At 39.5% G+C, this 23,685-nt stretch carries 28 protein-coding genes and 1 pseudogene; 14 read left to right on the top strand and 15 right to left on the bottom strand.

Annotated features, from left to right (window positions below):
• Positions 1-109: 109 nt before the first annotated feature.
• The 9 genes from AACW45_RS33275 to AACW45_RS33235 all read right to left on the bottom strand — a co-directional run bounded on the left by AACW45_RS33275 (position 110) and on the right by AACW45_RS33235 (position 6,931).
• Positions 110-3,694 carry a plasmid replication protein, CyRepA1 family gene (locus AACW45_RS33275; protein ID WP_190637468.1) on the bottom strand — a complete coding sequence of 1,195 codons (3,585 nt, stop codon included), beginning with the start codon at positions 3,692-3,694 and terminating at the stop codon, positions 110-112.
• Entirely contained in the window at positions 3,691-3,831 is a 141-nt protein-coding gene (locus tag AACW45_RS33270; RefSeq protein ID WP_206758874.1) for a hypothetical protein, read from the bottom strand. The genes AACW45_RS33275 and AACW45_RS33270 overlap by 4 nt, the downstream gene beginning before the upstream one ends.
• 128 nt (positions 3,832-3,959) lie before the next feature.
• Complete coding sequence (locus AACW45_RS33265; protein WP_190637489.1) at positions 3,960-4,214, bottom strand: hypothetical protein; 255 nt, start codon at positions 4,212-4,214, stop codon at positions 3,960-3,962.
• 475 nt (positions 4,215-4,689) lie between these two features.
• Entirely contained in the window at positions 4,690-5,490 is an 801-nt protein-coding gene (locus AACW45_RS33260) for a hypothetical protein (protein WP_190637466.1), read from the bottom strand.
• A 227-nt stretch (positions 5,491-5,717) separates the two neighbouring features.
• Positions 5,718-5,960: a hypothetical protein gene (locus tag AACW45_RS33255; protein ID WP_190637464.1), complete on the bottom strand. Its 243-nt coding sequence runs from the start codon at positions 5,958-5,960 to the stop codon at positions 5,718-5,720.
• Entirely contained in the window at positions 5,957-6,157 is a 201-nt protein-coding gene (locus AACW45_RS33250) for a hypothetical protein (RefSeq protein WP_190637462.1), read from the bottom strand. The genes AACW45_RS33255 and AACW45_RS33250 overlap by 4 nt, the downstream gene beginning before the upstream one ends.
• A gap of 2 nt (positions 6,158-6,159) precedes the next feature.
• Positions 6,160-6,492, bottom strand: coding sequence for a hypothetical protein (locus AACW45_RS33245; RefSeq protein WP_190637460.1), 333 nt, complete (start codon positions 6,490-6,492; stop codon positions 6,160-6,162).
• Positions 6,489-6,713, bottom strand: a complete 225-nt coding sequence (locus tag AACW45_RS33240; RefSeq protein WP_190637458.1) for a hypothetical protein — start codon at positions 6,711-6,713, stop codon at positions 6,489-6,491. The genes AACW45_RS33245 and AACW45_RS33240 overlap by 4 nt, the downstream gene beginning before the upstream one ends.
• The gene (locus AACW45_RS33235; RefSeq protein ID WP_190637456.1) at positions 6,710-6,931 is read right to left on the bottom strand and encodes a helix-turn-helix domain-containing protein; all 222 of its coding nucleotides are present in this window, start codon (positions 6,929-6,931) and stop codon (positions 6,710-6,712) included. The genes AACW45_RS33240 and AACW45_RS33235 overlap by 4 nt, the downstream gene beginning before the upstream one ends.
• A gap of 254 nt (positions 6,932-7,185) precedes the next feature.
• On the opposite strand from AACW45_RS33235, the gene AACW45_RS33230 reads away from it, so the two are divergent.
• From AACW45_RS33230 to AACW45_RS33205, 6 genes are all read left to right on the top strand, one after another.
• A complete protein-coding gene (locus AACW45_RS33230; protein WP_190637454.1) occupies positions 7,186-7,782 on the top strand; it encodes a hypothetical protein in 597 nt (198 codons plus the stop codon).
• A 4-nt stretch (positions 7,783-7,786) separates the two neighbouring features.
• Positions 7,787-8,104 (top strand): hypothetical protein, encoded by a 318-nt coding sequence (locus AACW45_RS33225; RefSeq protein WP_190637451.1) that lies wholly within the window; start codon positions 7,787-7,789, stop codon positions 8,102-8,104.
• Positions 8,104-8,229 (top strand): hypothetical protein, encoded by a 126-nt coding sequence (locus AACW45_RS33220; protein WP_277880460.1) that lies wholly within the window; start codon positions 8,104-8,106, stop codon positions 8,227-8,229. Before AACW45_RS33225 ends, AACW45_RS33220 begins: the two co-directional genes overlap by 1 nt.
• Positions 8,230-8,358: 129 nt before the next feature.
• Positions 8,359-8,628: a hypothetical protein gene (locus tag AACW45_RS33215; protein WP_190637449.1), complete on the top strand. Its 270-nt coding sequence runs from the start codon at positions 8,359-8,361 to the stop codon at positions 8,626-8,628.
• Between the two features lie 70 nt (positions 8,629-8,698).
• Positions 8,699-9,532: a hypothetical protein gene (locus AACW45_RS33210; RefSeq protein WP_190637447.1), complete on the top strand. Its 834-nt coding sequence runs from the start codon at positions 8,699-8,701 to the stop codon at positions 9,530-9,532.
• A gap of 68 nt (positions 9,533-9,600) precedes the next feature.
• Positions 9,601-11,904, top strand: coding sequence for an IS1/IS1595 family N-terminal zinc-binding domain-containing protein (locus tag AACW45_RS33205; protein ID WP_190637445.1), 2,304 nt, complete (start codon positions 9,601-9,603; stop codon positions 11,902-11,904).
• 185 nt (positions 11,905-12,089) lie between these two features.
• On the opposite strand, the gene AACW45_RS33200 is transcribed toward AACW45_RS33205, so the two are convergent.
• A complete protein-coding gene (locus AACW45_RS33200) occupies positions 12,090-13,112 on the bottom strand; it encodes a pentapeptide repeat-containing protein (RefSeq protein ID WP_190637443.1) in 1,023 nt (340 codons plus the stop codon).
• A gap of 146 nt (positions 13,113-13,258) precedes the next feature.
• Here AACW45_RS33200 and AACW45_RS33195 point away from each other — a divergent pair, with 146 nt between their 5' ends.
• On the top strand, positions 13,259-13,519 hold the full coding sequence (locus tag AACW45_RS33195; protein WP_190637441.1) for a helix-turn-helix domain-containing protein: 261 nt from the start codon (positions 13,259-13,261) through the stop codon (positions 13,517-13,519).
• A gap of 28 nt (positions 13,520-13,547) precedes the next feature.
• Positions 13,548-13,730 (top strand): annotated as a pseudogene (locus tag AACW45_RS38520) (tyrosine-type recombinase/integrase); the annotation flags it as partial.
• A 66-nt stretch (positions 13,731-13,796) separates the two neighbouring features.
• Here AACW45_RS38520 and AACW45_RS38515 read toward each other — a convergent pair.
• The gene (locus tag AACW45_RS38515) at positions 13,797-13,982 is read right to left on the bottom strand and encodes a hypothetical protein (protein ID WP_445223158.1); all 186 of its coding nucleotides are present in this window, start codon (positions 13,980-13,982) and stop codon (positions 13,797-13,799) included.
• Positions 13,983-14,150: 168 nt separating this feature from the next.
• On the opposite strand from AACW45_RS38515, the gene AACW45_RS33185 reads away from it, so the two are divergent.
• Complete coding sequence (locus AACW45_RS33185) at positions 14,151-15,083, top strand: tyrosine-type recombinase/integrase (RefSeq protein ID WP_190637439.1); 933 nt, start codon at positions 14,151-14,153, stop codon at positions 15,081-15,083.
• A gap of 80 nt (positions 15,084-15,163) precedes the next feature.
• On the opposite strand, the gene AACW45_RS33180 is transcribed toward AACW45_RS33185, so the two are convergent.
• Positions 15,164-16,162, bottom strand: coding sequence for a DUF4238 domain-containing protein (locus tag AACW45_RS33180; protein WP_190637437.1), 999 nt, complete (start codon positions 16,160-16,162; stop codon positions 15,164-15,166).
• 359 nt (positions 16,163-16,521) lie between these two features.
• Between AACW45_RS33180 and AACW45_RS33175 the strand changes: the two genes are divergently transcribed.
• Positions 16,522-16,881, top strand: a complete 360-nt coding sequence (locus AACW45_RS33175; protein ID WP_190637435.1) for a hypothetical protein — start codon at positions 16,522-16,524, stop codon at positions 16,879-16,881.
• 154 nt (positions 16,882-17,035) lie between these two features.
• On the opposite strand, the gene AACW45_RS33170 is transcribed toward AACW45_RS33175, so the two are convergent.
• A complete protein-coding gene (locus AACW45_RS33170) occupies positions 17,036-17,401 on the bottom strand; it encodes a hypothetical protein (RefSeq protein WP_242045812.1) in 366 nt (121 codons plus the stop codon).
• Between the two features lie 161 nt (positions 17,402-17,562).
• Between AACW45_RS33170 and AACW45_RS33165 the strand changes: the two genes are divergently transcribed.
• Positions 17,563-18,033: a helix-turn-helix transcriptional regulator gene (locus tag AACW45_RS33165; RefSeq protein ID WP_190637433.1), complete on the top strand. Its 471-nt coding sequence runs from the start codon at positions 17,563-17,565 to the stop codon at positions 18,031-18,033.
• 2 nt (positions 18,034-18,035) lie between these two features.
• Entirely contained in the window at positions 18,036-18,656 is a 621-nt protein-coding gene (locus AACW45_RS33160) for a hypothetical protein (RefSeq protein WP_190637431.1), read from the top strand.
• Between the two features lie 150 nt (positions 18,657-18,806).
• Here AACW45_RS33160 and AACW45_RS33155 read toward each other — a convergent pair whose 3' ends face one another.
• Positions 18,807-18,983 (bottom strand): hypothetical protein, encoded by a 177-nt coding sequence (locus AACW45_RS33155; RefSeq protein WP_190637429.1) that lies wholly within the window; start codon positions 18,981-18,983, stop codon positions 18,807-18,809.
• A gap of 196 nt (positions 18,984-19,179) precedes the next feature.
• Between AACW45_RS33155 and AACW45_RS33150 the strand changes: the two genes are divergently transcribed.
• Positions 19,180-20,919, top strand: coding sequence for a protelomerase family protein (locus tag AACW45_RS33150; RefSeq protein ID WP_190637428.1), 1,740 nt, complete (start codon positions 19,180-19,182; stop codon positions 20,917-20,919).
• 289 nt (positions 20,920-21,208) lie between these two features.
• Here AACW45_RS33150 and AACW45_RS33145 read toward each other — a convergent pair whose 3' ends face one another.
• Positions 21,209-22,324 (bottom strand): hypothetical protein, encoded by a 1,116-nt coding sequence (locus tag AACW45_RS33145; RefSeq protein ID WP_190637426.1) that lies wholly within the window; start codon positions 22,322-22,324, stop codon positions 21,209-21,211.
• Positions 22,325-22,961: 637 nt separating this feature from the next.
• Between AACW45_RS33145 and AACW45_RS33140 the strand changes: the two genes are divergently transcribed.
• Complete coding sequence (locus AACW45_RS33140) at positions 22,962-23,132, top strand: hypothetical protein (RefSeq protein ID WP_190637424.1); 171 nt, start codon at positions 22,962-22,964, stop codon at positions 23,130-23,132.
• Positions 23,133-23,685: the final 553 nt, after the last annotated feature.

Here is a 23,685-nt window from a genome sequence, read left to right as displayed (position 1 = left end):
CTATCATAGCTTATGTTACACTTTTGCACTGAATGTGAATGCTCAAAGCTGTGATTTTGCTTAAAAAGCATAGCGGGTGAGCAATCCAACACTTGCACTCATTAATTTTTTACAAGGCTTCTACCAGGTTGAGCCAATCGCAAGGCACAGATCGGGTTCCAAGCATCGGAAATGTAACATGGACTTGAAAATTTTCGGCATAGGCATTCCAAAATGGCTCATTTTCAGCTAGCCCGATCGCTTGTCCGAATCTTTCTGACAATTCCCGGTAAAAATCACTCCATATAGAGCCAGCTATTTCTAATCCTTGCCGCAGTTGCAATTTTAGCCCAGTCCATCGCGTTTGGGGTGGGGAATCTTCTACGGAGGCGATCGCCTGTTCTACCAACTCAGGATTGATATCAGTTGTGCTATCAAAATCAGCTATTGCTTGCTCTTGTGCTGTTGTCTGATGACTAATGACTGGTGACTCTGGGACTGCTAACTTAGCTGCTTGCGCTTCTGCCTCCAACTTAGCCGCCGCTGCTTTTTCTCGCGCCAAGGTATCGCGCTCAACCCATGCTTTGAAAACTTCCTCACGGCGATCGCTAACGGGAACCGCCCGACCATCGACCAGAATTAGCTTACCCTCATCATCTTTTTGAAAGTCTGCGGCAGGTGTACCATATATTCTCACCTGATTTCCCCGCTTGCCTTCCTTTCGTAGCATGGGGAATTTGTAACCAATTACTGAGGATAATCGCCGGCAGGCCTCCATCGGCGTTTTCGCCTTTGAGAAGTCGCCAAATCCTAAAAGCTTCAAATCGTAAGAGAGCTTTTTAACTTTCCCTAGTAAATCAATAGCTGTTTGATGGTTGTTGCTAATCTCCTCAACTTGCATGAGTTTGTCAAATTCAAGATAGTCTAAAGCATCAATTTTGTTAGCAAGCAAGTTTTTATTAGTATCGACAATGAAGTAATCGCCATCACCATTTTTAATGGCGTTAGACATTACATTTTTATCTCTCTCAGCTAAGAATTGTCTACCTTCATCAAAGTAGTAATGCAACCTAATCTGAGGTTGCCATCCTAAATCATCCTTCTCAACTACATCGGGGGTACAAGGGATGTTATAGCGCCTTTCTAGTTCAGCCTTTCGATGCTGTAATTGTTCTTCTTCTGTTTTGCAACGTTGATTATCCAGCTTCAAAAATTGTTCATCTGTGATGCTTTGTTGCGCTGATACATTTTCACGATGCTTTGAATATTCTTCTTTTCTATTAACATCAATCTCTTGTTTAGTGGCTTCTACTGCTACCGGATCGGGTAATTTATTAGGCTCACAGATTATGTGCCCTTCGTCCTGCAAATCACTAATAATCTGCTTGGAATATTTTCTCATTCCATCATTGATGATAGCCCCTAACTTAGCCCAAGTATTAATATAAATATTCTCAAAATTACCTTCTATTGTTTCCTCGAATCCAAGTTCAGTTAATTTTTTGATATTAGCCTTATCCTTTCTGCGTTCCGATGCTAGCAAGCCATTGACAGTATTTGAGCCATTGCCTACTTTGTTTATACCTACGCCATTAAGCCAGATGTAGCGGGGAACCGGAGGGCGATAACGTGATAAATGTTGGCGAACAGAATCAGTAGTTTGCACACCTTGAAAAATGCCAAAAACATAATCAAAATGTTCAAACTCAATGCTTACTCCAGTCTCAATTGTGGCAGTGGAAAGAATTAAATCATAGTCTTTAACAATCTCATTTAAGTTAGCAGTAGAACCAAAAGCGGGATGTTTTGGGTCTTCTACTGTAGATGAGTCGATCCTTAAAATTCTTAGGTCAGGATAACGCTTTTGGTAATATTTCTCTAGGTTATAACTACCCCAACGAGACTTAGGCTTTTGACCTGATAAACATACAAAGCACTTCCTACCTTCTTCTATCTTTTCAGTAAGAATATTAACCAACTGTGCTGGATTTTTACCTTTAGCTAGATTTACCTGCCAAGGCTCTACAAATTTAAATGTATTTTCAACGATAAAACTCTCAATCTCTTGCCCTAGTAATCCCTTGATAAAATCAATAGCGATATCGTTTAAGTCGGCATCAGCTATGAAGATTTTACCGCCATAATTAACGGCATTTAAGAGTAATTGCTTAAATGTCTTTATGATGCTTACCCGTTCTTTCTGACAGGTACTAGATGATAGTAAATGCCAGATTAGCTGCATAATTTCATCAAGAATAACCCAGCAACCTTTCCACTCATCAGGATTGAATTTAGCTTGTGATTTAGGATGTAAACTGTCGATGCACATCCCTACACCAAAATGTGAACCCTGTTCAGTTTGCCTAACTTCTGTGATAAAAGGTAGTCCTAATCTCTCAACAATTTGAAGACCTAGCTGTACTCTGTGAGTAATGACTAAAACCTTTTTCTCGCCACTGCGAATTACTGGATCGGTTATCCATTGGAAGAAGTAAGTTTTACCCGTTCCCTTTGGCGATTTGAGCGCAATTAGCTGCTTACTGGATGGAATAAATACCTCACCCAGATAACGCTGATTTAGGCTCAAGTCAGGCGTGTATGTAAGCCGTTTTAGCTGTTTAGTGTTCCACTCATCTAAGGTGAGAGCATTACAGTAAATCTCATCAAATTTATCGCGGCCACAAGCGGCGATAACGTCATCAATGCCCTTACCAATAGCAGAAAGCCAAGTTAATACTTTTACTTCACACCCACGCAAGGTTAACAGTTTGGCAGTCTTGGCTAGTGCATGGTTGACATCTCGGATTGTGGTACGCTTGCTATCCGCATCGAAACAGAAGTAAATTCGCCTACCTTGCTTGGCAAATACTCCCAATTGTGGGATGAGGTAGGGAGCGCCGCAAGCTTCACCATACTCATCTTTGGGTTGTCTGTAACCACTCCGCACACCAGGCAAGGACACAGCGACATAACCACAGCCCAGAATCGCTGCTGCTTTTTTTGCACCCTCACAGATAATGACGGGAATCTGGGGGTTTTCTTTCACCCAGTTCCAAAACGCGCTATGGGGTAAACTTTGGTAATTCTCTGGCAGTGCCACATCATAGCGGCGGGCGATTAATTCCCAAATGCGACTAGAAATCCGTAGGGCAAAAATTTCTGTGTCTACTTTTGGGGGATGCTCATATTTAATCGGCTTCCCCCTGTTCTTGTCTATTGCTGGCGTGTTGGGCTTGAAGCATCCCCAAACTGAATCTTCTCCGGTAAGAATATTGATTCCACTACACCACCACCCACCGTTCGAGATATGAGCATATCGCCGCATATCGCCATCACGTAAGCGTCCATCATTGCGGCGACTGATTTTATCGGAGTAGATGAGGTAATCAAATGCTGCGTTACCTGACAAGGATTTGAAGTTGAGATTTGCTATCTCAGGGTCAATCGCGCTACCTATGGTTAGCTCATGCCAATGTTCTACGGCTATTCTGCCCTCAAAACAAACCCAATCCCCGCTATTTTCTCCGCTTTGGGGCGTTGACTCGTGAATTATGCTGTTATTGGAAGCATATTGAGTTTGTCTTTTAATTTCTGCAATAGCGCTTGATTTATGTCTGTGATTTCCCCGCCAATTGAATTGACCGAAAACCTTTCTTAGCTCTTGTCGTAGCGATTTTTGCAGTGAGGCTACCTTGCCGAATCCCTTGTGACTCACGCTGCCACCTCCACCGATGCCTGTGTCTTGGCTTCAATCTGGAGAAGTACAGCGGCGACTTGACCGCTAAACCAAGGTAAATCAACAAGCCGCTTGAGGTAATCTCGCTCCTCAAGGCTGAGGCTAGAGCATCTCAATAGCTCACTCGGATCAGGGCATTTTCTCAGGGCGGTATCGCAGCAACCAGACCGCAAATATTTAAAACCTGTTGACCGTTCTGAAACTACGTTGACCCGGAACTCAAAGCCGCAGTGTGGGCAGATTTTCATCTCACCGCCCCCAAACTTTGAATAGTTCCGATGACAAAGCCTGCAATATCGCCTTCAAAATCGCCTTCAATTCCTGACTCAGCAAGGATTTCGAGCGATTCTGTCAGTTTCCCTTGAGATACTGCTCGAACTAGCTTTCTGTAGCGCCACCATTGACTAATTCTAGTCAGAATTGCTAGAATAGCTGTTATACAAGGTTTTTTCGGTAGGTGCGAGAGTGAGCATACTCTCGCATTATTATTCTTAGCCATAAATACCGTTTACTAAATTGGGTATCTCTGGCTTTGAGTGAATTATTTAGGTAAGCTTGAGTTATTAGAAAATTAATTAGTTATTGTCTGGTTGACAATTTTTCTAGTGAACGACTGGTAATCGTTCTTTGTATCGGAACTTGGCTAACTCACTCAAGCTTGCCTGGCTAATTCGATACTCAAAGCCTAGAGACTTTGTTGATCAGCATTTTTTTGCATATTCGTAAGTTTTCTAGATTCTTCTCGTCTTTCCCGCCTAGGTTTTATTGGGGTCAACGTCGATCTTGTCCTTTTGGTATTTAATTCCTGAATCATTAGTAAAAAGTTCGGCATAGATGACTAAAAAACGAGTTGTAAGCAAATGTTTTCTGCATTCCATGATCAAAACATAGATTCAAAGATTTCCATCAGTTCATTTAAAAATCGTACATCCCTTGTCAGATAAGGATTTCCCGTTTAAGTATAAAAAATAACTTTAATATCTCCGTCCTCTCCGCTCTACTTTGTTGCTTCCTAACCTTTTAATTTCTGGGTGTGATGCAATTATCTTCGTAGTCAGGCTTTGTCTTGCTGCTACTAGCGCGTTGTATTCTTTCCCAAAATCGTCATTCTTACCTAACTCAATTTGGCAGATTTTCACAAAATTATAAGTTGATGGCGATCTGCTGATATCAAAAGGGTTCTCGAATGGGTAGTTTAGTTGTCTATTCTGAGATTGGATTGCCTTTATGAAGTTTGTGGACGTTGTAAGTTTTGTTTCTTCGTTTTGAATTTTATTACTAAATATGAAGAAAAATAACTCAAACTCTTTAAAAATATCAAAAAAAACTAGCGGGAGTTGCTTTGGATAGTAGTATGTAGCCAGTAGTTTGATGATTTTCCACACCTGGCTTAAAAGTTTAGATTCAGCCTTTAATAGTTCCTTTATATCCTTGTGAAAATGCCGAGGCATTTTAAAATCAGAATGTCTATTATCGACAGAATTACGCATGAAATCACTCAGAACAAACCTTATGTAACCTAAATAAGTTTTGCCAATTTCGTCTCCAAAGTAACTATTTGTGTTTTCGTCGCGTGGGTAAATTAGGAATTTGACTATATCCGATATAGTTAAGTTTTTAATCGCTAATTCAACATGGACATGTCTTGGTAAAAAAAGATATGGTGAACCGATCATGATTTTATAGAAATTATCTCGAAATAAGCATGGATGAACAATGCGATCGCCTACTTTGACGATTTCAATGTCATCCTTTATCTTTGGAACGTCACTCATCAAACCTCCTTTGGAATTGTAAAGAAGTGCGATCGCCCTTCTGTGTAGAAAAGTTTGAATAAAAATGATAATGCGCTTGTATGGATTTCAAATGTTAAGAGATGCGATCGCCCTTCCGTAGGGAGAAAGAAAAAAGTAAGAAATGCCCGTGGTATAAGATTTGCAAAGGTTTGGGGTGATTTGATTGTGAGAGGCAATGCTGCTTACCCCTACGTGCGCGGTCGCAGCTACACCACTTTTTTGACCGAGATAATCCCCTCACTACACCATTGGATAAGCAGCCATCTGTCAGAGTCTTTATCTAGTGCGGGTTTGAGACGGAAATTAAAAACTTCTTGCCAAACTTCTACCCCATGCTGGGACACAAAATCTGCCTCCAGCTTCTTGAACTGTTCCCATTGCCGATCTGCGATCGCACTCAGCATGGGGATAATTGCGGTGACTGAAACTTGTGCTGCAACAGGTGTCATTCTGCGTAGTCCTCAAATATACAAATGATTGGCATAGGTGGTTTTTTGGTGTTGATAATTTGAATCAACCGCTTACCTTTGCTTCTGGCTAATGCAAAACAGGCTAGCTCTGTTTCTGCTGCTGACCAATCCCTCTCGTCTGTTACTGGGTCAAACTCCTCCTCATCTGGGTTATAAGGATTGCTTTCATCGGTCATGGCTAGTTTGGCGGGTTAATCCGTGTAAGTTGCACCAAGATAGCCCCAAGTTGATTTAATGCCGCGTTGGTAGTTCGTTGGTGTTCTTCAAAGTTGCGTTGATGTTGTTCCTGACTTTCCCGTAATTCCAAGAGTACATCGTCAAGTATTGCGCTCCGAGCCAACACGCGGGTTACATCGGATGTTAACTCTCTAACCTCTTGTGAAAGCTGGGCTAGTGCTTCAGTATTACGATCTTGCTGCTGGGCTACTCGGTTTAAGCTGGTGTTGGTCTGCACCAGTAGCGCTTCTATTTGGTCAAGCCGACTTGGTGTGTCTTGTGGGGTATCCGTCATTTTCCCGCCTCAATCATTTTGGCTAATGATTCATGGTCAAAGCAGTCTAAATAGCTTACCAGTTCTCGAAATTGCTGATACTTTTCTTCAGCATAGCTATCTGGCGTAAAGCCAAGAACTTCGCAAAACTTTATATAGTCAGCATTCCAAGCAAAACTATTAAGGGCAGTCGCAAAACTTTTGACCGCCTCTAAAGTTTCAGGATTGGGTGATTCGGTCATGCCGGCAATTCCTCATCCTCAGTGTATTCAAGCAAATCTGATACTTGGCATCCTAAAACTTTGCACAACTTATCTAGCACCTCTAAAGACAACCTTTTGATAGTGTTTTGCTCGATTTTTTGAATATAAGAAACCGAAACCCCACTCAAAACAGCAAGTTTCTCTTGAGACAGCGATCGCCTATTTCTAATATCTTTTAGTGTGATTTTCACTGCCATAGTTTAAATTCTTGCTCCAGAGTAACAGTTAACTTACTACCCTGCAACGGGCTAGCAATAAACATAGGTTATAGATATATAATCCGGTTAAATCCTTAGTATATAAGCACTTGAGATGATTTTGCTAGCAAGTAGCATATTAGCATTTTAAATAACACCTTCGTTACGGGGTACTCTGTAGCGTGCTAGATTAGCTTTCAGTTGCAAATCGAACCGAACCGCAACAACTGAAGCACTAACTTTTGAATCGCGCTATGACCAATCAATCTCTTTCTGTGATTGAAGTAGAAGCCACAGAAATCACAGAGCAAGCAACTATCGAAACACAAATCGAATCTGAATCGAAGCAATCAGATCTACTGGATAACTGGGTACTATCGGCAGTAGCCAGAGAATTGACCAGACTAGATAAATCTGCATTCCAGAGAGCTATCACATCTCTAATCGAAAATTACAAAGTTCCTGTAGACCTTCTACGACGCGGTGAGGGGAAAAATACACAGTATTCTGGCTACGCTGTAAAACTAGTTAAGGCTGTTAGAAGTGCTGATAAAACTAGCATTGAAAGCCTATTAAAATTCTCACCAAAACCAACACAACAGGCTAATTGTTCGGCGCTAGCAACTGTTAATAAAAACAATCAACTGGCGCGTCAAAGCGATGCTAAAACCGTTGAGAATTTTACCCAAGCCAAGCAAAATTTAAACGCTGGATTGCAGAATTGGCGTATGCTAGGCGCGTCTTTAGCTGCCAAGGTAAGTAAGGAAATTAAGGCAGGTTTTGCAGAACAGTTTAACTCCGAGATGCAAGATTTAGGCGTACAAGCTCAAGATGTTTTCAATTTGGATTAAACCTATGAGACTCACAATCAACAAAGCCCACGACGCATACATAAACGCGATCGCATCCCAGATGGGCACAACACCACAGCAAGCTTTGAACTGGATGCTGTGGAAACTTCGAGAATCTAATTACAACTTTGGCGGTATTCTTCCCCAATACCCAATGCCCAATGTCCAACAACCACAGCAACAATTTGAGCCAGCAACCGCTATGAGTGGCTTATCGTTCATTCCCCAGTCGCCGCAAGCTATTCAAGAATTTGAGCAAGTAGCAGAGGAAATTGACCCCGTTATTAGTCGATTACTGGCTTTAGGCTTGGAGTCGTTCTGATGTCCACTGCAAAGCAATACTTAGCATTTCTGCTGACAATAGCCACCCTAACAACCCTGTGGCTTGTTGATATCAAAGTTAAAGGCGATCGCCCCTCCGGCCAAGAAGTAAGCGATCGCCCCTAGTTCAGCCCCAAACTTAAGGATGAATCTGATGAAATCTTACCCTAGATAGCCAAAGAAAAGAGGGGATGCAATATCTGTATCCCCTCAAAAAGCTTCGTAAAATCCCGCAATTGAATTATTTACACCATCATGATAAGCCAAATTTCCACTGCTCAAAGCAAGGATTTAGCCACAGTTGAAAAGTGCTTACTCGATGCTGAATTAGCACTAGCAGAGGCATATACAGCAGTTTTGAAACTGAAAGAATCTAACCAAATTATTGATGACAGAATCATTACTCATGTCGCTGATAGCTGGCATTACTCAACAGAAGCAATCCGATTAATTGAGGCTACAAATGAGACTTTATTGCCCAATCTGCGACAAGCTAACGCCACATCAGCAAGCGCACAAAGCTAATAAATCAGGATTACTTTGTGGCTGTGGAAGATTTCAACCAGTAAATTCAATTAATAGGAAAACAGACAAAATGGCACATCCAAAAAGAGGACTAACAGACCCCACAGGCGAGAAGCAAGCAGCTAGAGAAGCAGCTAATCAAGAACGGGATAGAAAAGCTAGAGAGCGCGTAAAAGCCAAATTAGCTGGTGTAGGAGTGAAAGCACAGGAAATTGCATCAACAATTGGAACAACTTTAGAGCCAATTACTAACACAGTCTCTTCAGTCGCTAATGTCGCAACAACTGCCACAGCTAGCGCTATCAATACCGCCAACAATATCAGACAAGCCGATTCTCCCACAGGCACAGGCTACCAGCACAGTTATGCTTCTAGTCAGCTACAGATTAACCAGAACCCTTACGGCGACTTAGTTATACCTCAGCTTGACTTTAATTCTCTAGTACCTTCTGACCTATTACACCCATCTGCCTTGCCTCAGTCAACAGACCAAGATTTGACCAACGGGTTAGCCCATTACGCCGGAGCTACCAGAGCATTGCAACTCTACCAAGCTGGCTTTAAGTACATCAATGAAGTTGGTAAAACTAAGCAGGAATACCACAAAGCCCAGCAGTCAGTAATTAAATCTGCCACTGAGCAAGTCAAAGTAAATCAAGAGATTGTACGCTTTGACCGTCAAAATGTTGAATTAGCCATTGAGCAAGAGAAGTTACAACACTCTAATGAACGCTTAAAACAGGCTCAAATTACCACTACTGCATTGGCTAATGAAACATCACAGTTGGCTTTGAAATTTGAGGCTCAAGAACAGAAACGAGATGCTGAAATCAAGAGTATTCAGTCCCAAAGTCAAGACATTATTCAGAAATATTTGAAAGACTCTATTAGCAACGGAGTCTAAAAGAAAATAGGGATTGTACAGCAAATACAATCCCTACCAAACGCATTCATATTGAATCGGATAGTACCATGCAAGGGTCACTCAACTCTTTAAATCAATTCAAAAATCAACTATTCATTTTCTCGTTTGGCTTAGGTTTAGCTTCTACAGTGGCAGTATTTCAACCAAACTCAGCCGTTAAAGAGTTTGGTAAAAGTCTACTTGGATTTTCAATTGCTGGCGTAGTTATAGGCGAATTAGTAACAAGCAGAGCCTTCATTTACTACAACAAAGATGCTAAGAGCTTTGATGAAATTATTAAACTGAAAGCTAGAGAAAATAATGAAATATCTCGCAATTTAGACAAAGCGATTAACGATTTAGCAACCAGCAAGCAAGAGTCACAAAGGCTTGAAAACGATCTACAGCAGGCATTGAAGTTATTAAAATCTCGCAGTGATGAACTAGTTACCAGTCGTGAAAATATCTATCAGCTTGAAACCAAGTTAAAAGAAGTTGGCAGATTTTCAACGAGAGAAGCACACAAGATAGTAAGAGAAAGTTACAATCGCTCACTACGTAAACTAGAAGCACATATAGAAGCTTTGATGCGGAACTATTCACCAATTGCTGATGAATTTAACAGTGTGCTAATTGAAGTTGATAAATTCCGTAACCGCTACATCAAAAAACTTGAAGAATACGACCAGCTAACAGACTTCAATGATTTGATTGATGTTGGCTTGGATATGCAAGATAAGATAATCAACGGGTGTATTGAATTAAGGGTCAAGGGTCAATCAATAGCCATTAGATATCTTGATTCACTGCTGCAAGACTCAGTTAGCTACCGTCAATACGAACAAGACGTGATTAACTTGCAGGAACACGCTGGCAAGACTATCCAAGAATTAAAGGCAGAGAATGAAGCCCAAGTTCGCGCCATAGTAAGCGATTGGGTGAAGGCTAATAATCAACACATAGAAAACTACGAAATCAACTACACAGAACTACTAGAGGCAGGCAAGCAGGCGATCGCCAAACTACAAGAGCGCGATGCTTTGATAGCCCAGATGCAAGCAGAACTGGAGGAATTGAGAAAACCTTGGCAGTTCACAGGAACTATTGACTATGCCCAAGCAGGTAACGCAATTATCAACTTCTACTATCAGGCTTATGGATATGTTCTGGATGCAATAGCTTGGCAAGAGACTGAAACAGGCTACACATTGACCTTTGCGACTGGTAGAAACAAGGTTTATCTGACTGCTGATATGTTGCATGACAAAGACAACAGTCCACAGTTAGCAGGCTTGACCAACGCTCTAACACTGCCAGAATTTACCCCTAACTACCAATCTGGCTTGATGGTTCTAGAGGTGCAGACTCGCAAGCCATCTAAGAAAAAGGCAGCAAGTGAAAGTGATATCAATAAGCTTTGGGTGAGCGCTGCCAAGTTTGAGGCAACTGTCAAAGGATGGTCACGTATTCGCATCACCGGGGGAAGTGAATCAGGTAAAAGCCCAACGGCTGAAAACTTGGCCGTGTGCATCCTCAAGAATCGCCCTGGTGTAGTAAAGCTGTTTAACCCACAGTTTGATAGTGTTAAGAATTACTGGACTATTCCTACTGTTGGCACATCTCACAATGACAGCGAGAAAGCTATTAAGGAGCTAGCTAAAAAGGTTGATAATCGTGCTAATGGTCAAGAATTCAGAGAGCAGTTTGAACTGTGGCTTTTTGACGAAATTGACTCAACTTTTAGCCATACCCACAACAAGAAAGCAGGGATTGCTGATAGCGTCTGCTTTGTTATTAAGCAAGCATCACACCAAAATTTAGGGGCGATATTCATTGGTCAAAATGCCAATGTTACTGAATACAAAGGTATGAGTAGAAGTGATTGGAACTCAGCCGTTAATGTTCATATTGGGAATAATGCTTATGACGCTATCACTAACTCAAATCAATTTACTAGCGAAGAACAGAACAGACTAAAAGCTATTGCTGATAAGTTAACTGAGTTTTGTACATCCAAAAATGATGAATTACAGCTTGACAATACAGACCCAAATGCTTATCGCTTTGCACTCGTAGTTGAGCCAGGTAAAAAGCCTTATTTCATGGAATTACCTGCCTTTAGTGCATACACTTATGACCAAATTACCTCTGTTGCCGACGTTGCTGATAGCGTTGCTAGCCAACTATCACCACCAACACCGAACGCTGTAACCCTTGTAAATCAAGGTGTTGCTAGCAACGTTGCTAAGGGTATAGCGGTATCGTGTCCTAAGTGTAGTTCTAGCAACGTCAAGAAAAATGGTAAGACTAAAACTACTCAAAAATACCAGTGTAAAGACTGCGGTCACAATTATGCTATGCCGTTGAATTAGTAACAATATAAGCAGGTGTAAATCTGCCTATTAAAGACTAAATCAAAATTATTTTAATTGAGGCTTTTTCGGCTGGGCATTTAACGATTTAACCAGTCAAAATTTTTACTTTTTGATATTATTTTTGTTTAGCACCTGATTGTTTAATAGGTAATTGAGCAGCAACGTTTGCAAGCCATAACCACTTACAATTGGTGCATCTTTTCAAGTATTTGTAAAAATTCCCTTACCACTTCTTGTGGCTGTTTCTGGCATCTTGAAGAATCAAAACGCTCAATTACTCGTATCCCGTAATGCCGAAAAAGCCGTTCTCGCTCTTGTTCGTCTACTCGCCTCTCTGGCTTATGGTAAGGCCCATCAACTTCAAGAATGCCCCATTTACCCTGGTGGCAGATCAGAAAATCTGCTTCCTTATTACCTCGACCCTGTGGTGTGCGTGGATCGTTAAGACGAGCTAAACAGTTTGGCAGGAAGAGAACTCCAGTCTGGTCAAGTGCTTCAGCAATTTTTATTTCTACTTTTGAACGAAACCTTAAGGTCTTCCATGTATAAATTTTGCTATTTATATCAAATGGAATTCCTTGATTGTTAACAGATATTTTAGACTTAATTACATGCTGATTGGTAAGTGCTTCAATATTAGGCAAAATAGATACATCATCTATTGCATCTATCAGTATTTCCCCATCCATTTGTATTATTTTATCTTCTATTCCGGTTATATTTGTACCTCTCATGCTTACATTGCTCAAATTTAATTCCATACTGGCGTGATCCACCCTTAAATCTGCCATATCAAACCACACGTTCTCTAAGTTTAATTCACGTAAAAATGCCCCTCTTAAATCTGCTCCTATAAAGCTTGCACTTTTCAAGTTGGAGCAAGCTAGGTATGCACCCCGTAAATCTGCGCCACAACAATTCGTTAGTACCATATCTCCATAAACTATCTTTATACCTCGCAAATCTGCACCACACAAAAAAGCACAAGACAGGTCAGTTTTATCTAGTTGTGCGCCTCGCAAATCTGCACCAAAAAGTTGCGCATTATGCAGATTTGCACTAGTTAATTTTACTCCCCTTAAGTCTTGTCCATTAAGGTCAGCCTGATATAAATTTACTTTGTTAAAATCTCTTTCACCAGATTCATAGCGCTTTAAAAATTCATCAATATCACTATCACTAAATGAAGATTTATTAGCATCCATGAGTAACTCTCTATTTTTTCTCATGCCATATTTAAAATGACGTAGCCTTACAGAGTGGTCTTGCAAGTTAAAGTTATTGAAAACCTAGCAATGTAACATAAATATGCTATTTTTGCATATTTTGCCAATCATTGTAACCTCCCTGCATGGGAGGTTCAATCTACTCAGTAAGATATAAGGCATTTCTCAAACGCCTACGGGAAGCGCGACTTGAAGCTGATTTAACCCAACTAGAGGTTGCACAAAAACTCAATCAGCCACAGTCGTACATTTCGCGGTGCGAGTCAGGAGAGAGGCGAGTTGATGTGGTAGAATTGACCGACTTTGCAATGATTTACAAGAAGCCTTTGGACTATTTTGTAGATTTTAAATTTGAAACCGAAAGCGGTTCAAATACTACGCAGTAACTACAAGGCGGCAGTTGTTAATTAAGTATTGCCCTCAGGCTGGCGCATCTATCTATTCTCTGCTCACAGTAACGGACATATCAGCAAAGATTCATCTGCAAGAATTTTGAGAACAGCTTGCAAGTCAGTAGGGATAATTGGTGTGAGTACCCACAGCTTCAGAAGGACGGCATTAACCCAGATGAGTAATGCGGGTATTCCGTTGAGGGTGATAATCAGTGGGCATCGAAATTTAGAGCAGTTGCAGAAGTATTTGAAAGTAAGTGATGAGCAGGTGTTAGGGACATCGGCGATCTTGGCGATGTTGTCGCCAGTGTTTCTTTACTTCCCCTACAGTCTGCCCAAAGTCATTGTCAGCAAGGCTTTGAAAGATTATGCGAATGTCTTTCGGTGAAATGTCGCTGAAGCAGAGCGATCGCCCCCTAGTTGCTGTTATTAGCCGTTGAAGGCTTGCATCGTACATTAGCTCCGGGTGAATACACGGTAAGCAAGACCATTTACCTGGCTTGAACACAGAATTTGAGAATTTTGGTAAAGAATTGCGGCTTTTTGGTTCTGGTGTTGCAGTGCAGCTGTATGAGTATGAAACAGACAAAATTGGCGTTTTGTCTGTTTGAGTTTTTGATTAACTATGACACCAGTAGTAGCAGTTAAGCCCAGAGGCAAGCAACTATCGAAATTAGCGCCTGTTAATGCCCAACAGCGGTTAATTCAGTTGTGGTTGCACGATAAGCCAGTTTCTACTCAAAAATGTTATTTGCGGTATGCGGCGCAGTTCACCGCATTTTTGGGCGGAGTGGGGAAAGCCATCACCCACACGACAGTAGAAGATTTGGTGGAATTCTCAGAGTATCTATATCAGAAAAAGCTTGCTGCACCTACGATTAATACCTATATGGCAGCAGTTAAAAGTTTACTTTCCTTTGCCTACAAGACTGGTTACATCAAGCAAAACCCCGGTGCTGCTATCAAGTTAAAGAAGATTGACCAGCGATTGCATGAGAAAATTCTTACTGAAACAGATATTGCGCTGATGATTCGGCTGACTGAACGCGCCAAGTATCGTTATCAAGCCCAACAAATTAGAGACTTGTTGATATTGAAATTGCTATATGTCGCAGGGTTAAGGGTTTCGGAGTTGGTAGGGCTAAGGTGGAGAGATTTTACTGTTCGCGATCGCTCCGGGCAAATTACTGTTGTGGGCAAGGGGGATAAGTCTCGTCATGTTCTGCTGCCAGAATATCTGTGGGTCGAATTAATGAACTACCGTAAGGATGCGCCCAAAGATGCTTATGTCTTCCCTAGTCGCAAGGGTAAGGGGTTGAAGCCGTTGCAACGCCAAAATGTTGACCCCATAATTAAGGATGCGGCCCAACGGGCAGGGTTGACCGAGAAGGTTAGCTGTCATTGGCTGAGGCATTCTCACGCTACCCACAATGCTGAGAGGCGAACGCCAGTTCCTCTAATTCAGCAAACATTAGGTCATGCAGATATTGCTACAACTTCAGGTTACATTCACATTCGACCCGGAGATAGTAGCGCTTTGCACCTGCCCCAGGTTTAACATCGCCCCTTAAGAGCGATCTCGCCTCGCTTGAGTAATTACTCATTTGATTATTTCAATAAAAAATGATTGTGCGATCTTTAAAAATTATTGAAATTTTTATTTACTATTGCTTTTAGTTCGTCCTTTTTTATTAACTCTGATTCCTGACCAATTAATGGTAAAAGGCTATTATAATATTCAGAATATTCTGAACATATAAAGAACTTTCGACTTGATTTTGCAATGGCTTCGTTAATGATTTGAAAACTAATTTCAGATAATTCTGAGTGAGATCCAATTAAAATTTTATTGGATGTAATTGGTAAAAAGACATATTTAATTTTATCTAATTTATCATGAAAAGATTTAAATCTTCTAGAACCATTAATTTCAAATAAACATCCAGTATCGCCAAGAATTAAAGGTATTTTAGAGCTACATATGAACCATCTTAATCCTTGATACATATCTGCTCTTATTTTAGGATTAGGGCTTTCTGACAACGTTTTGATATGAGTTTCTCTAATTACTTCTGAAACTTTACCTTTAACAGTATCAATATAAGTTAGAAAAAGTTTTTTAAGTTCTAAATCTCGATTATCTAAAAAGTTAGAACCTTCAGATAACAATAATTGAAGCAACGTATTCGGTTTTTCTGCTTTTAATTTGTTTAATAAGTGTTTTTTAAAATTACTAAAATTAGTATATTCAAATAAATTATTTTCTATCTCACTTAAAACAAATGCTGTTGACTCGTTGATTGAATCTCTAAGATGTTTTGTCCGAATAGATAAATGAGCAATAAAATCTGGTATTAAGTTTGTTTCAACTTCAACTACCTTACCCGAATATGTTCTATTTCTTAACTCATCTATAAGAACTGAATATTTATACTCTACATTTGTAATTTCTGTATCTGCGTCAATTTCTCCTTCTTTGCCATAAAAATGTTTCTCGACGCTAACGTTTATTATATTGTTTTTATAAGGCTTTTTCCCCTTATGATATACCCAAGTCAATACTTGTTCACCTTGTTTTTTGTTAGCAAATCCTTTTAGTAGAAACCTTGGAAGTATATGATGTCTTTTTCCTGACATATATTATTCTTTTAAGTATTTTAATTATTAAACAATGATTAGTTATATGGTAACAATTTAATACTTGAATTTCAGTCCATCAGTATATCGTGCAGAAACTTCCACTAGACAAACATTGCCTAAAAGGATTCAAACTAGGCAATGTTTAACGACCGCTAGCTAGAATGCTTTGCCTGCCTGTTTTGTAGCCTGAGCGTAAGTTATTGTATGGATGCTACTCGAACGCCAAGAACGGCTGATGCGATCGCCCCTGCTTTAGCAATGAATATTTGAGTAAAAGCTCATTTGAGTAAATACTCAAAATATCAAAGCATGATTTTACTGATAGGGCAAGCTATATATTGCTGTATTTAATACTAGTGTTCAAGCTAGCAGCGATCGCCCTAGCCCGGATAGATAGAGGCGGTATCCAGTTCAAGAAAGATAACCTTGAGAGTGCTTTGAGAAATTCCAAACTTATAGAGGGTAAGCATTCTGTAAAGTATAGACACGGTACAGAAACCGTAGAGATAGGTGATATTGTTCAGGATGCTCTAAGTGAATGGGTGTCTGAAATGCCGATTGTAGAGAGTTTGCTAACTAAGGTCAGTCAGGCACTTTTGAATGGTAGTCCTGTGTTTGGGACTGGCGGCGGCATGGCGATATCTGTTATCTCGGATTGGATAGAAAAATATTGGGCTTTATCTAGACTCAAACGCTATTTTGCGCTACTACTATAGTCTATGTGCATCGCCCTCACCTGCACCCCCCAACTATCCGATTTGAAATCGGAGTCCCTGACTGGCCAAGTTTTTTAGTCAAAGTGATTTGAGTAGTTAAAACTGATGTTAACTGGTTCATATCGCAGATATAAATTTTCTACTTCCTTAGTTTTTACTTCAACCGGGACTGCTGTTTACTTTTAAGCCTGCCATTCTCAAAGATGGCGGTAATTTTGGAGCCATCCAGGTTATCCCAAACGAAGGTTACTGTTGTTGGGGTTCGGTCTACTTCAGTACCGTTGCTACTGAGAATAGCTCGTACATCTGTCAAAGTCATTTCTAGTTGCAGGCGTTCGTATTCTATAAGGTTGACATGACGAACTTCAGGTTGAGCAGGTAGTTCTTGCTGTTTGGTATTGGAAACAACTTGGTTGAAGCCATAACCTAAACCGGAGCCAAGCATTACTCCAAGGGAGAAAGTGAGGGATAATAGGCGGACATAAGGATTGCGAGGTTTGGGATTGGATAAAATAGACATCTGTATTACCTTTTTATGGGAAAAGGCTAAATTTATTAACCTAATTTTTTTTAGGGTTGAGAGTAGCTTACCTCAAAAATTTTAGCGTTGCAACAAATTTGCCTAAAAAAAATTAGGCAAATTTGTTAAAATGGCAATTGTAGAGGACAAGTAACCAACCCATGCAAAAGACAAAGATAGTTTCACGAATCGCTTTACTCCGTGAGCAGATAGGTCTGACTCAGCTTGAATTAGGTCAACTTCTGGGTGTAACAGAAAATTCTGTTGCTAATTGGGAGAAAGGTAGGGGTAGTTTAGAGTGGATAGATAGAGTAATTAAGTTGTGCAAGCTTTTTCAATGTATGCCAGACCAATTGGTAGAGTATGTTCCGGACAATGAACCAGTAGAGGTACAGTCAAATACCAAGAAAAATCAATTAGACGAGTTGCGTAAATTAATTAACACTCAGGAAGCATCTTCTATTGGGCATAAGTCTGTTTCGGATATTGAATCGACACATCTATATTCACAGGTACAGCCAAAGGTCAAGACTAGTTTCTTGGAAGATTTACGCAAACTAGCTGATACTGAAGAGCCGGCTTCTGTTAGAAATTTAAACCAGATTTCCAATTCCCAGAATGCGGAGGTCTGAGAATGATGCGGATGATGCTTGCTAGTGACCTCATCTTAGAGGCGATTCTTAACCGAAATGTTTTTTTCCCAAATGCTCAAGAGTTTATTGATATTTTTGAATCACGGCGAGTTCAAGGATATATATCTTCAATCGGCTTTGAGAACGTTTGTTGTGTTGTAAGAGCTTCAATCAACAATAGAAGAGAGCTTGCGGATTCTGAAAAGAATGTGAGCGAGTTCGTGATTTCTTTGATAGAAAAGATGGGAATTTTAATATGTGAGGTTGATTCGTCCGCTGTACAGCAATCTCGCTTGTCAAATATAGTTGAACCCGCATCTGCTGTCGAGGAAGCTTGTGCAATGGCTAATAATCTTGATGGGATTATTACTCTACATCCTGATAAATTCCTTGGATCTAAATTACCTGTTTATTCGGAACAGCAATTTGGACTTGAAGTTTTATTGCACCAAGTAGAACAAAAATCTGACTTAGAAAATATGTTAGAAAATTGGCAGTCTGAAAATTATAAAAATTCAATTAATCTGAGAGACTGGCTGGACAATATTTTTAATCTAGGTTGGCTGACACTTGAAGATATTTTTGGAACAACAGTCTTTGGTACTTTGCCCAATAGTGCTTGATAACCGGGGTGATTAGTGAGGCGATCGCGTTAGCCAAAACCAAAATTACAACGATTAGCGAGACTATCAAAAAGCTTTCAGATTTCATATTTTTTTGGGTGAAGCGACGAGTTTTTAATGGGCTAGGGTTTGTCCCTAGCCTTGAGTTTTTTAGAATGGGGTCTTGCCAGTGCGGTTAACTTCTTTGATGTACTCGCTGAAATAATCGCTTCCTAATTCAGTTGTTTTTGGGGGTAAGCCCACCGCTACATCAAAACTGGCATCTAGGTGATCGCTTTGAGCATTGTTGGCTAGAGGCTTGGTTTCAGTCTTGGTTTGAATTAACATCGAATTACCTTTTTTAGTACGTGGGAGTCGTTAGCGCGGCTCCCTTTTTCCTTACAGTTCTATATTAATAGAACTAGTTTCATAAAAATAAGTACCAGTTATATTAAATATATTTATGTAACCAGTTCTGTAAACCCCTTGCCTATATATAACCAGTTATAGATAATAGAACAAGTTCTAAAAAGGTAACGAGATTGTGAGCAAGGCATTACAAGAGCAAGTTAACAAACTGTTTGAAGCGACGAAGGATTTACAAAGCTTTGAGGAAATTAAGCCACACTGTGAACAGTTCAATGAATGGTTAAATACCAGTACTAATTACAGCGTTGATAGCCTGGGTACAGTTTTAAGTCGTGTCGGGTTCTACAAAAAATTTAAATCTCTGAAGCTAGAGCAAGGTAAAAATGCCGATTCCGTACCCAAGCATGACAAGGCTGGTAATGTTGTGGGTAATGAGTTGAAGCATTATTGCTTACTGCTTTGTGGCTTAGACAAGAAAGATTGGGAAGCGAGAAACGAGACTACACGGGTAAGCGATCGCGTCACTGCCACAAATGAAGATGGCAGCATAGGTATTGAAATCAAGCCAGATGAGTACATTGAAATTACTGGCAAGTTACTAGAAAGCGATAACCCCCATGAGTTAGCAGTGGGGTTAATTGCCGCAACTGGTAGAAGGCCACATGAAATTTTAGCCAGAGGGAAGTTTACCCCAGTTGAGGGGGAATCTTATCAGGCAATGTTTGAGGGACAAGGTAAAAAGCGCGGTGAAAAGCCAGTTTTTAAAATCTCTACCTTATTTCCTGCCAGCTACATCATTGAGAAATTTAATCACCTCCGTAGAGATGACAGCGTTAAGTCACTCTTAAAAGAAGTTTCCAACGAGTTCCCCCGTGATACAGCTGCGCAAAACAAAGCCATTGAAGACAGACGCGGTAACTCACTACGTCGAGTAGTACAAGAGTACTTTGGTGGTAAAGACAGTAATGAACCTCTGTTAAATTTCCGTCATGGTCAAGACCAAAATGACTGTAAAGCCTTACGTGCTGCTTGTGCTGCTTTAGTGACCGAGAGAGATTGTAAAGGTTCTATTGGTGCAAAGATGTACTTTGCTGCTTCATTTTTGGGGCATATTACCCCAGGTGAAAAAATCTCGGATTCCGATTTAAAACACATCACTACTACCCTTGGCTACTCTGACTATTACGTGACTGAGCCAGTTGGATTCCCTGACGCACCAGAGAAAGCAAAACCTACCAACGTAAAAGCTTTACCTGAAGATTTAGAAGTAATTAAAAATCTGCAAGCTGAATTAAATTTAAATTCTCAACATGAAGTAGTTCATCTGTTATTAGAAAAATACAATCTAGTCACCCGATTAACAAAAGAATTGGCACAAGCTAATAAAAAAATAGATGAATTGTCAGCCAAAAACCAGCAATTACAAGAGGAAGCTAAAGAAATGCAAGTTACAGAAAATCAAACAATTACTATTGATAAAAACGAGCTAGAAGCATTGATTGATGCTAGGTTAGAGGCAAAATTAAATCAATTACCTAGCAGTGCTGAGAGTAAGCCAGCAGTAATTAAGGAAGTTACTAAAGTACAACCCAAGCAAGACGATAGAGATTGGGAAGCTGTTTCATCTGAAGAACTCAAAAAATTAAAATCTGCTGGTGCAATTGATGAAAAATTAATGAGATGTTTCGCTGCTATCAAAACTCATAATTCTACTGTTGCTATATCAGATGATGATAGGTGGTATGTGGGCAATGCTGTACTCAGGGAATTATCGGGTTGTAATGGTCAAGTGATTGCTAAATGGTTGGAAGCTCACAACGATGAAGTGACAAGCCATAATGAGGCTTATGGGCTAGGGCAATACCACAACAAACGCCACAAGGGGAAATCAATCACTGATGTGATTAGCTGGTAGCAGAGGCGAATAAGAAAGACCCATTTAACCCTTCCAGCTATACCAATAAAGGCAAGGATACAGATAAAATTCTGCCACTTGTAAGTGAAGGCTGCCGCAGAGCTAAAGTCAAGTAGCAAATATAACAAGAAATCTAATGATTACCAACTATTTATTAACTAATTGATAATCATTAGATCTTACAGCGAATTGCAAGTTGGTGAGGTACAGATAATCGTTGATTGTAGGGGCATTGGCACTGCCATGCCCCGAAGCGCGTACCTCATTTACCTGAAATATGCTGTAGGAATTATTTATTATGTTGATTTAAGGACTTTCGTAATTCACATTCGTTTTTTAACTGTGCTTCAATTAGCTCTATTTGATCTTGGTAGTTAATACCATTTTTGCTATGTGTTAAAACCTCTCTAATCTTTGCAATGATAGACCAAACTTCAAAATCATAAAAAGGATTTAGACCAATGATATTGCCTGAGTTCATATCAACAGATTGAGGAGATTGCACTATTTTTATTAAGTTTAAAATAGCAAATTCGATATTCCAATTTACAGCATATAATAGTAATGCTGCAAATGCCATAACTATATCTGAGTTAATTAAATAATATTCAGTTTTCTTGTCTTGTAATGAAAAATTAACTGTTATAAATTGAGCAAATTTAATAGTATTTTTATATGGTATTTCTAATTTTGAGACATCAAACACCACATATTCTTGAGTATCTTGAATTTTTTTTCTAACTTTATCTATTAAATTTTTATCAGTTCGTAGAAAACAGTTATTGGCTATCTCAATTAAATTAGCATTCTCTTCAATAAATAAACTTTTAGCAGCCAATTTCCAATCAAAATTAGGTAATTGAGTATAAACTGGATTAAATTTAATATCTGTAAAATTTGCGGCAATTGAATACTTTGAATTTCTTAAGTTAATACACCAATCTAAAGCCTCAGTAGAAATGTCCATTTTATATTGATTCTGAATTTTAGTATCATAAAAATATTTTCGCATTTCGCTAATAAGTTGCTGAGATATAATTTTTTGCTCAATTCCTTTGGTAACTAATTCACGAATTATTTTTGTTTCGTTACTACGTTCATCGCCAAAATCTACCGACTTACCTTTTTGGCTCTTATTCTCTTTAGAAAAATTGTAATCACAAAAGTAATTATGATCTTTAAATCTAAAGTGTGCTTGCTTTGATATTGAGGCTGTTACTATGCTACCACCCTTGCAACCACATATAGGGCAAATAACATCATTATAAATTTTATTATTCTCCTGTTTAGATAATTTTTTTATTCTTGCATTTATATCAAGTTCATTATTATATCCAAGCAAAGATAATAGTTGCTCAACATCTAATTCTCTTTGAAATGTTTGCGAATAAACTGTTATAGCCATAAATAGTTACTTAAAAGAATGATATCTAAAATATAGATTAATTTATGTATATTCACTGTATCTTTACCCCTTTTAGCCAAAAAACTAGAAGCGATCGCCCCTCTACCCTTCCCCACTGCCCAACACGTTAGCCCCTCCAGAATCGCCTGTGAGGGGTTTAATTTTGCCCTATGGTGTATTTGCCTTGCGGTGAGCATCCAAGCGGCTAAAACCTTTTTTTCTGGCAGATGGGTGAAGGGAAGGCGATTCTATGCGGCTTGGTTATTCGCGGTTAAAAAATGGGTCTTGGGAGTTCGCGCCAATTTTGGTAGTCACACCTAAATTTAGAATTGGGGGTTTTGGGGTTTTGTGATTATGTCCGTAGTCACGTAGTTATATTTGGTAGTCACGTTAGTTTATATCTATATATATAGAGGTCGTGACTACGGTATCAAACTCTGATACAAAATACTAAAATTCTCAGTGGTGAATACCAAAAAATGTATAAAAATGTCGTGACTACCAAAGCATACTGAGAATTAAAAAAATAGGTCGTGACTACGGCGATGATTCTCAGTGGTGACTACCAAGACTGTATAAAAATGTCGTGACTACCAAAACATACTGAAGTAGGGCAGTAGTCATTCGTCATTGGGCATTGGGCATTGGTCATCGGGAATTGGGCATAGGCGATCGCACCTGGGGAAGTGCGGCGGGGAAAATTTGGCGGCGGGGAATTCGGAAGGGACGCGATCGCCCTTCGGGGAAGCATAGAGAAGTTACGCAAGCCATAGCCAAAAATCGGCAAACTTTTGATGATAAGTATTAGTCAGAAATTGTGGACGCGATCGCCCTTCGGAGTGTAAGTCGTTCTAATACATATATAACCAGTAACTAAAAATAAAACGGGTTCTAATCTGTGGGTAACTGGTTGCCGTGCCAAGTCGTTGTAATGCAGATATAACCAGTGATAAAAATAAAACGAGTTCTAATGTAGATATAACTTGTTATTTCATTTTTGGAACTAGTTATAAAATAATCTTGAATAGATATAACTGGTTAGCTTTTGCATAGAGTCGTTGAAACATATATAGAACTGGTTAGCAATAAAGATAGAACCTTTTATAATATGTAGATATAACCCGATGCTGCTAGCTGCTGCAATTCTTGTATAGCAAGGCTTTTCAGGCACAGTATACAACTAGTTATAATAAAGGTATAACGTGATGATTACAGATACAACCAGTTCTAATGCAGACATGCAAGTTAGTATAACCAGTTATATAAATATACCGATATGCGAGATACAGATATAACCAGTTACGTCCGTTAATTTAAATTAACGGACGTAACTGGTTATATCTGTATCTCGCATATCGGTA

Origin of the sequence: Calothrix sp. FACHB-168 (assembly GCF_963889195.1) — a bacterium.
Classification (GTDB): Bacteria; Cyanobacteriota; Cyanobacteriia; order Cyanobacteriales; family Nostocaceae; genus Aulosira; species Aulosira anomala_A.
The sequence above is the reverse complement of the archived record's forward strand: the minus strand, read 5'-3'. Positions and strand labels throughout refer to the sequence as shown.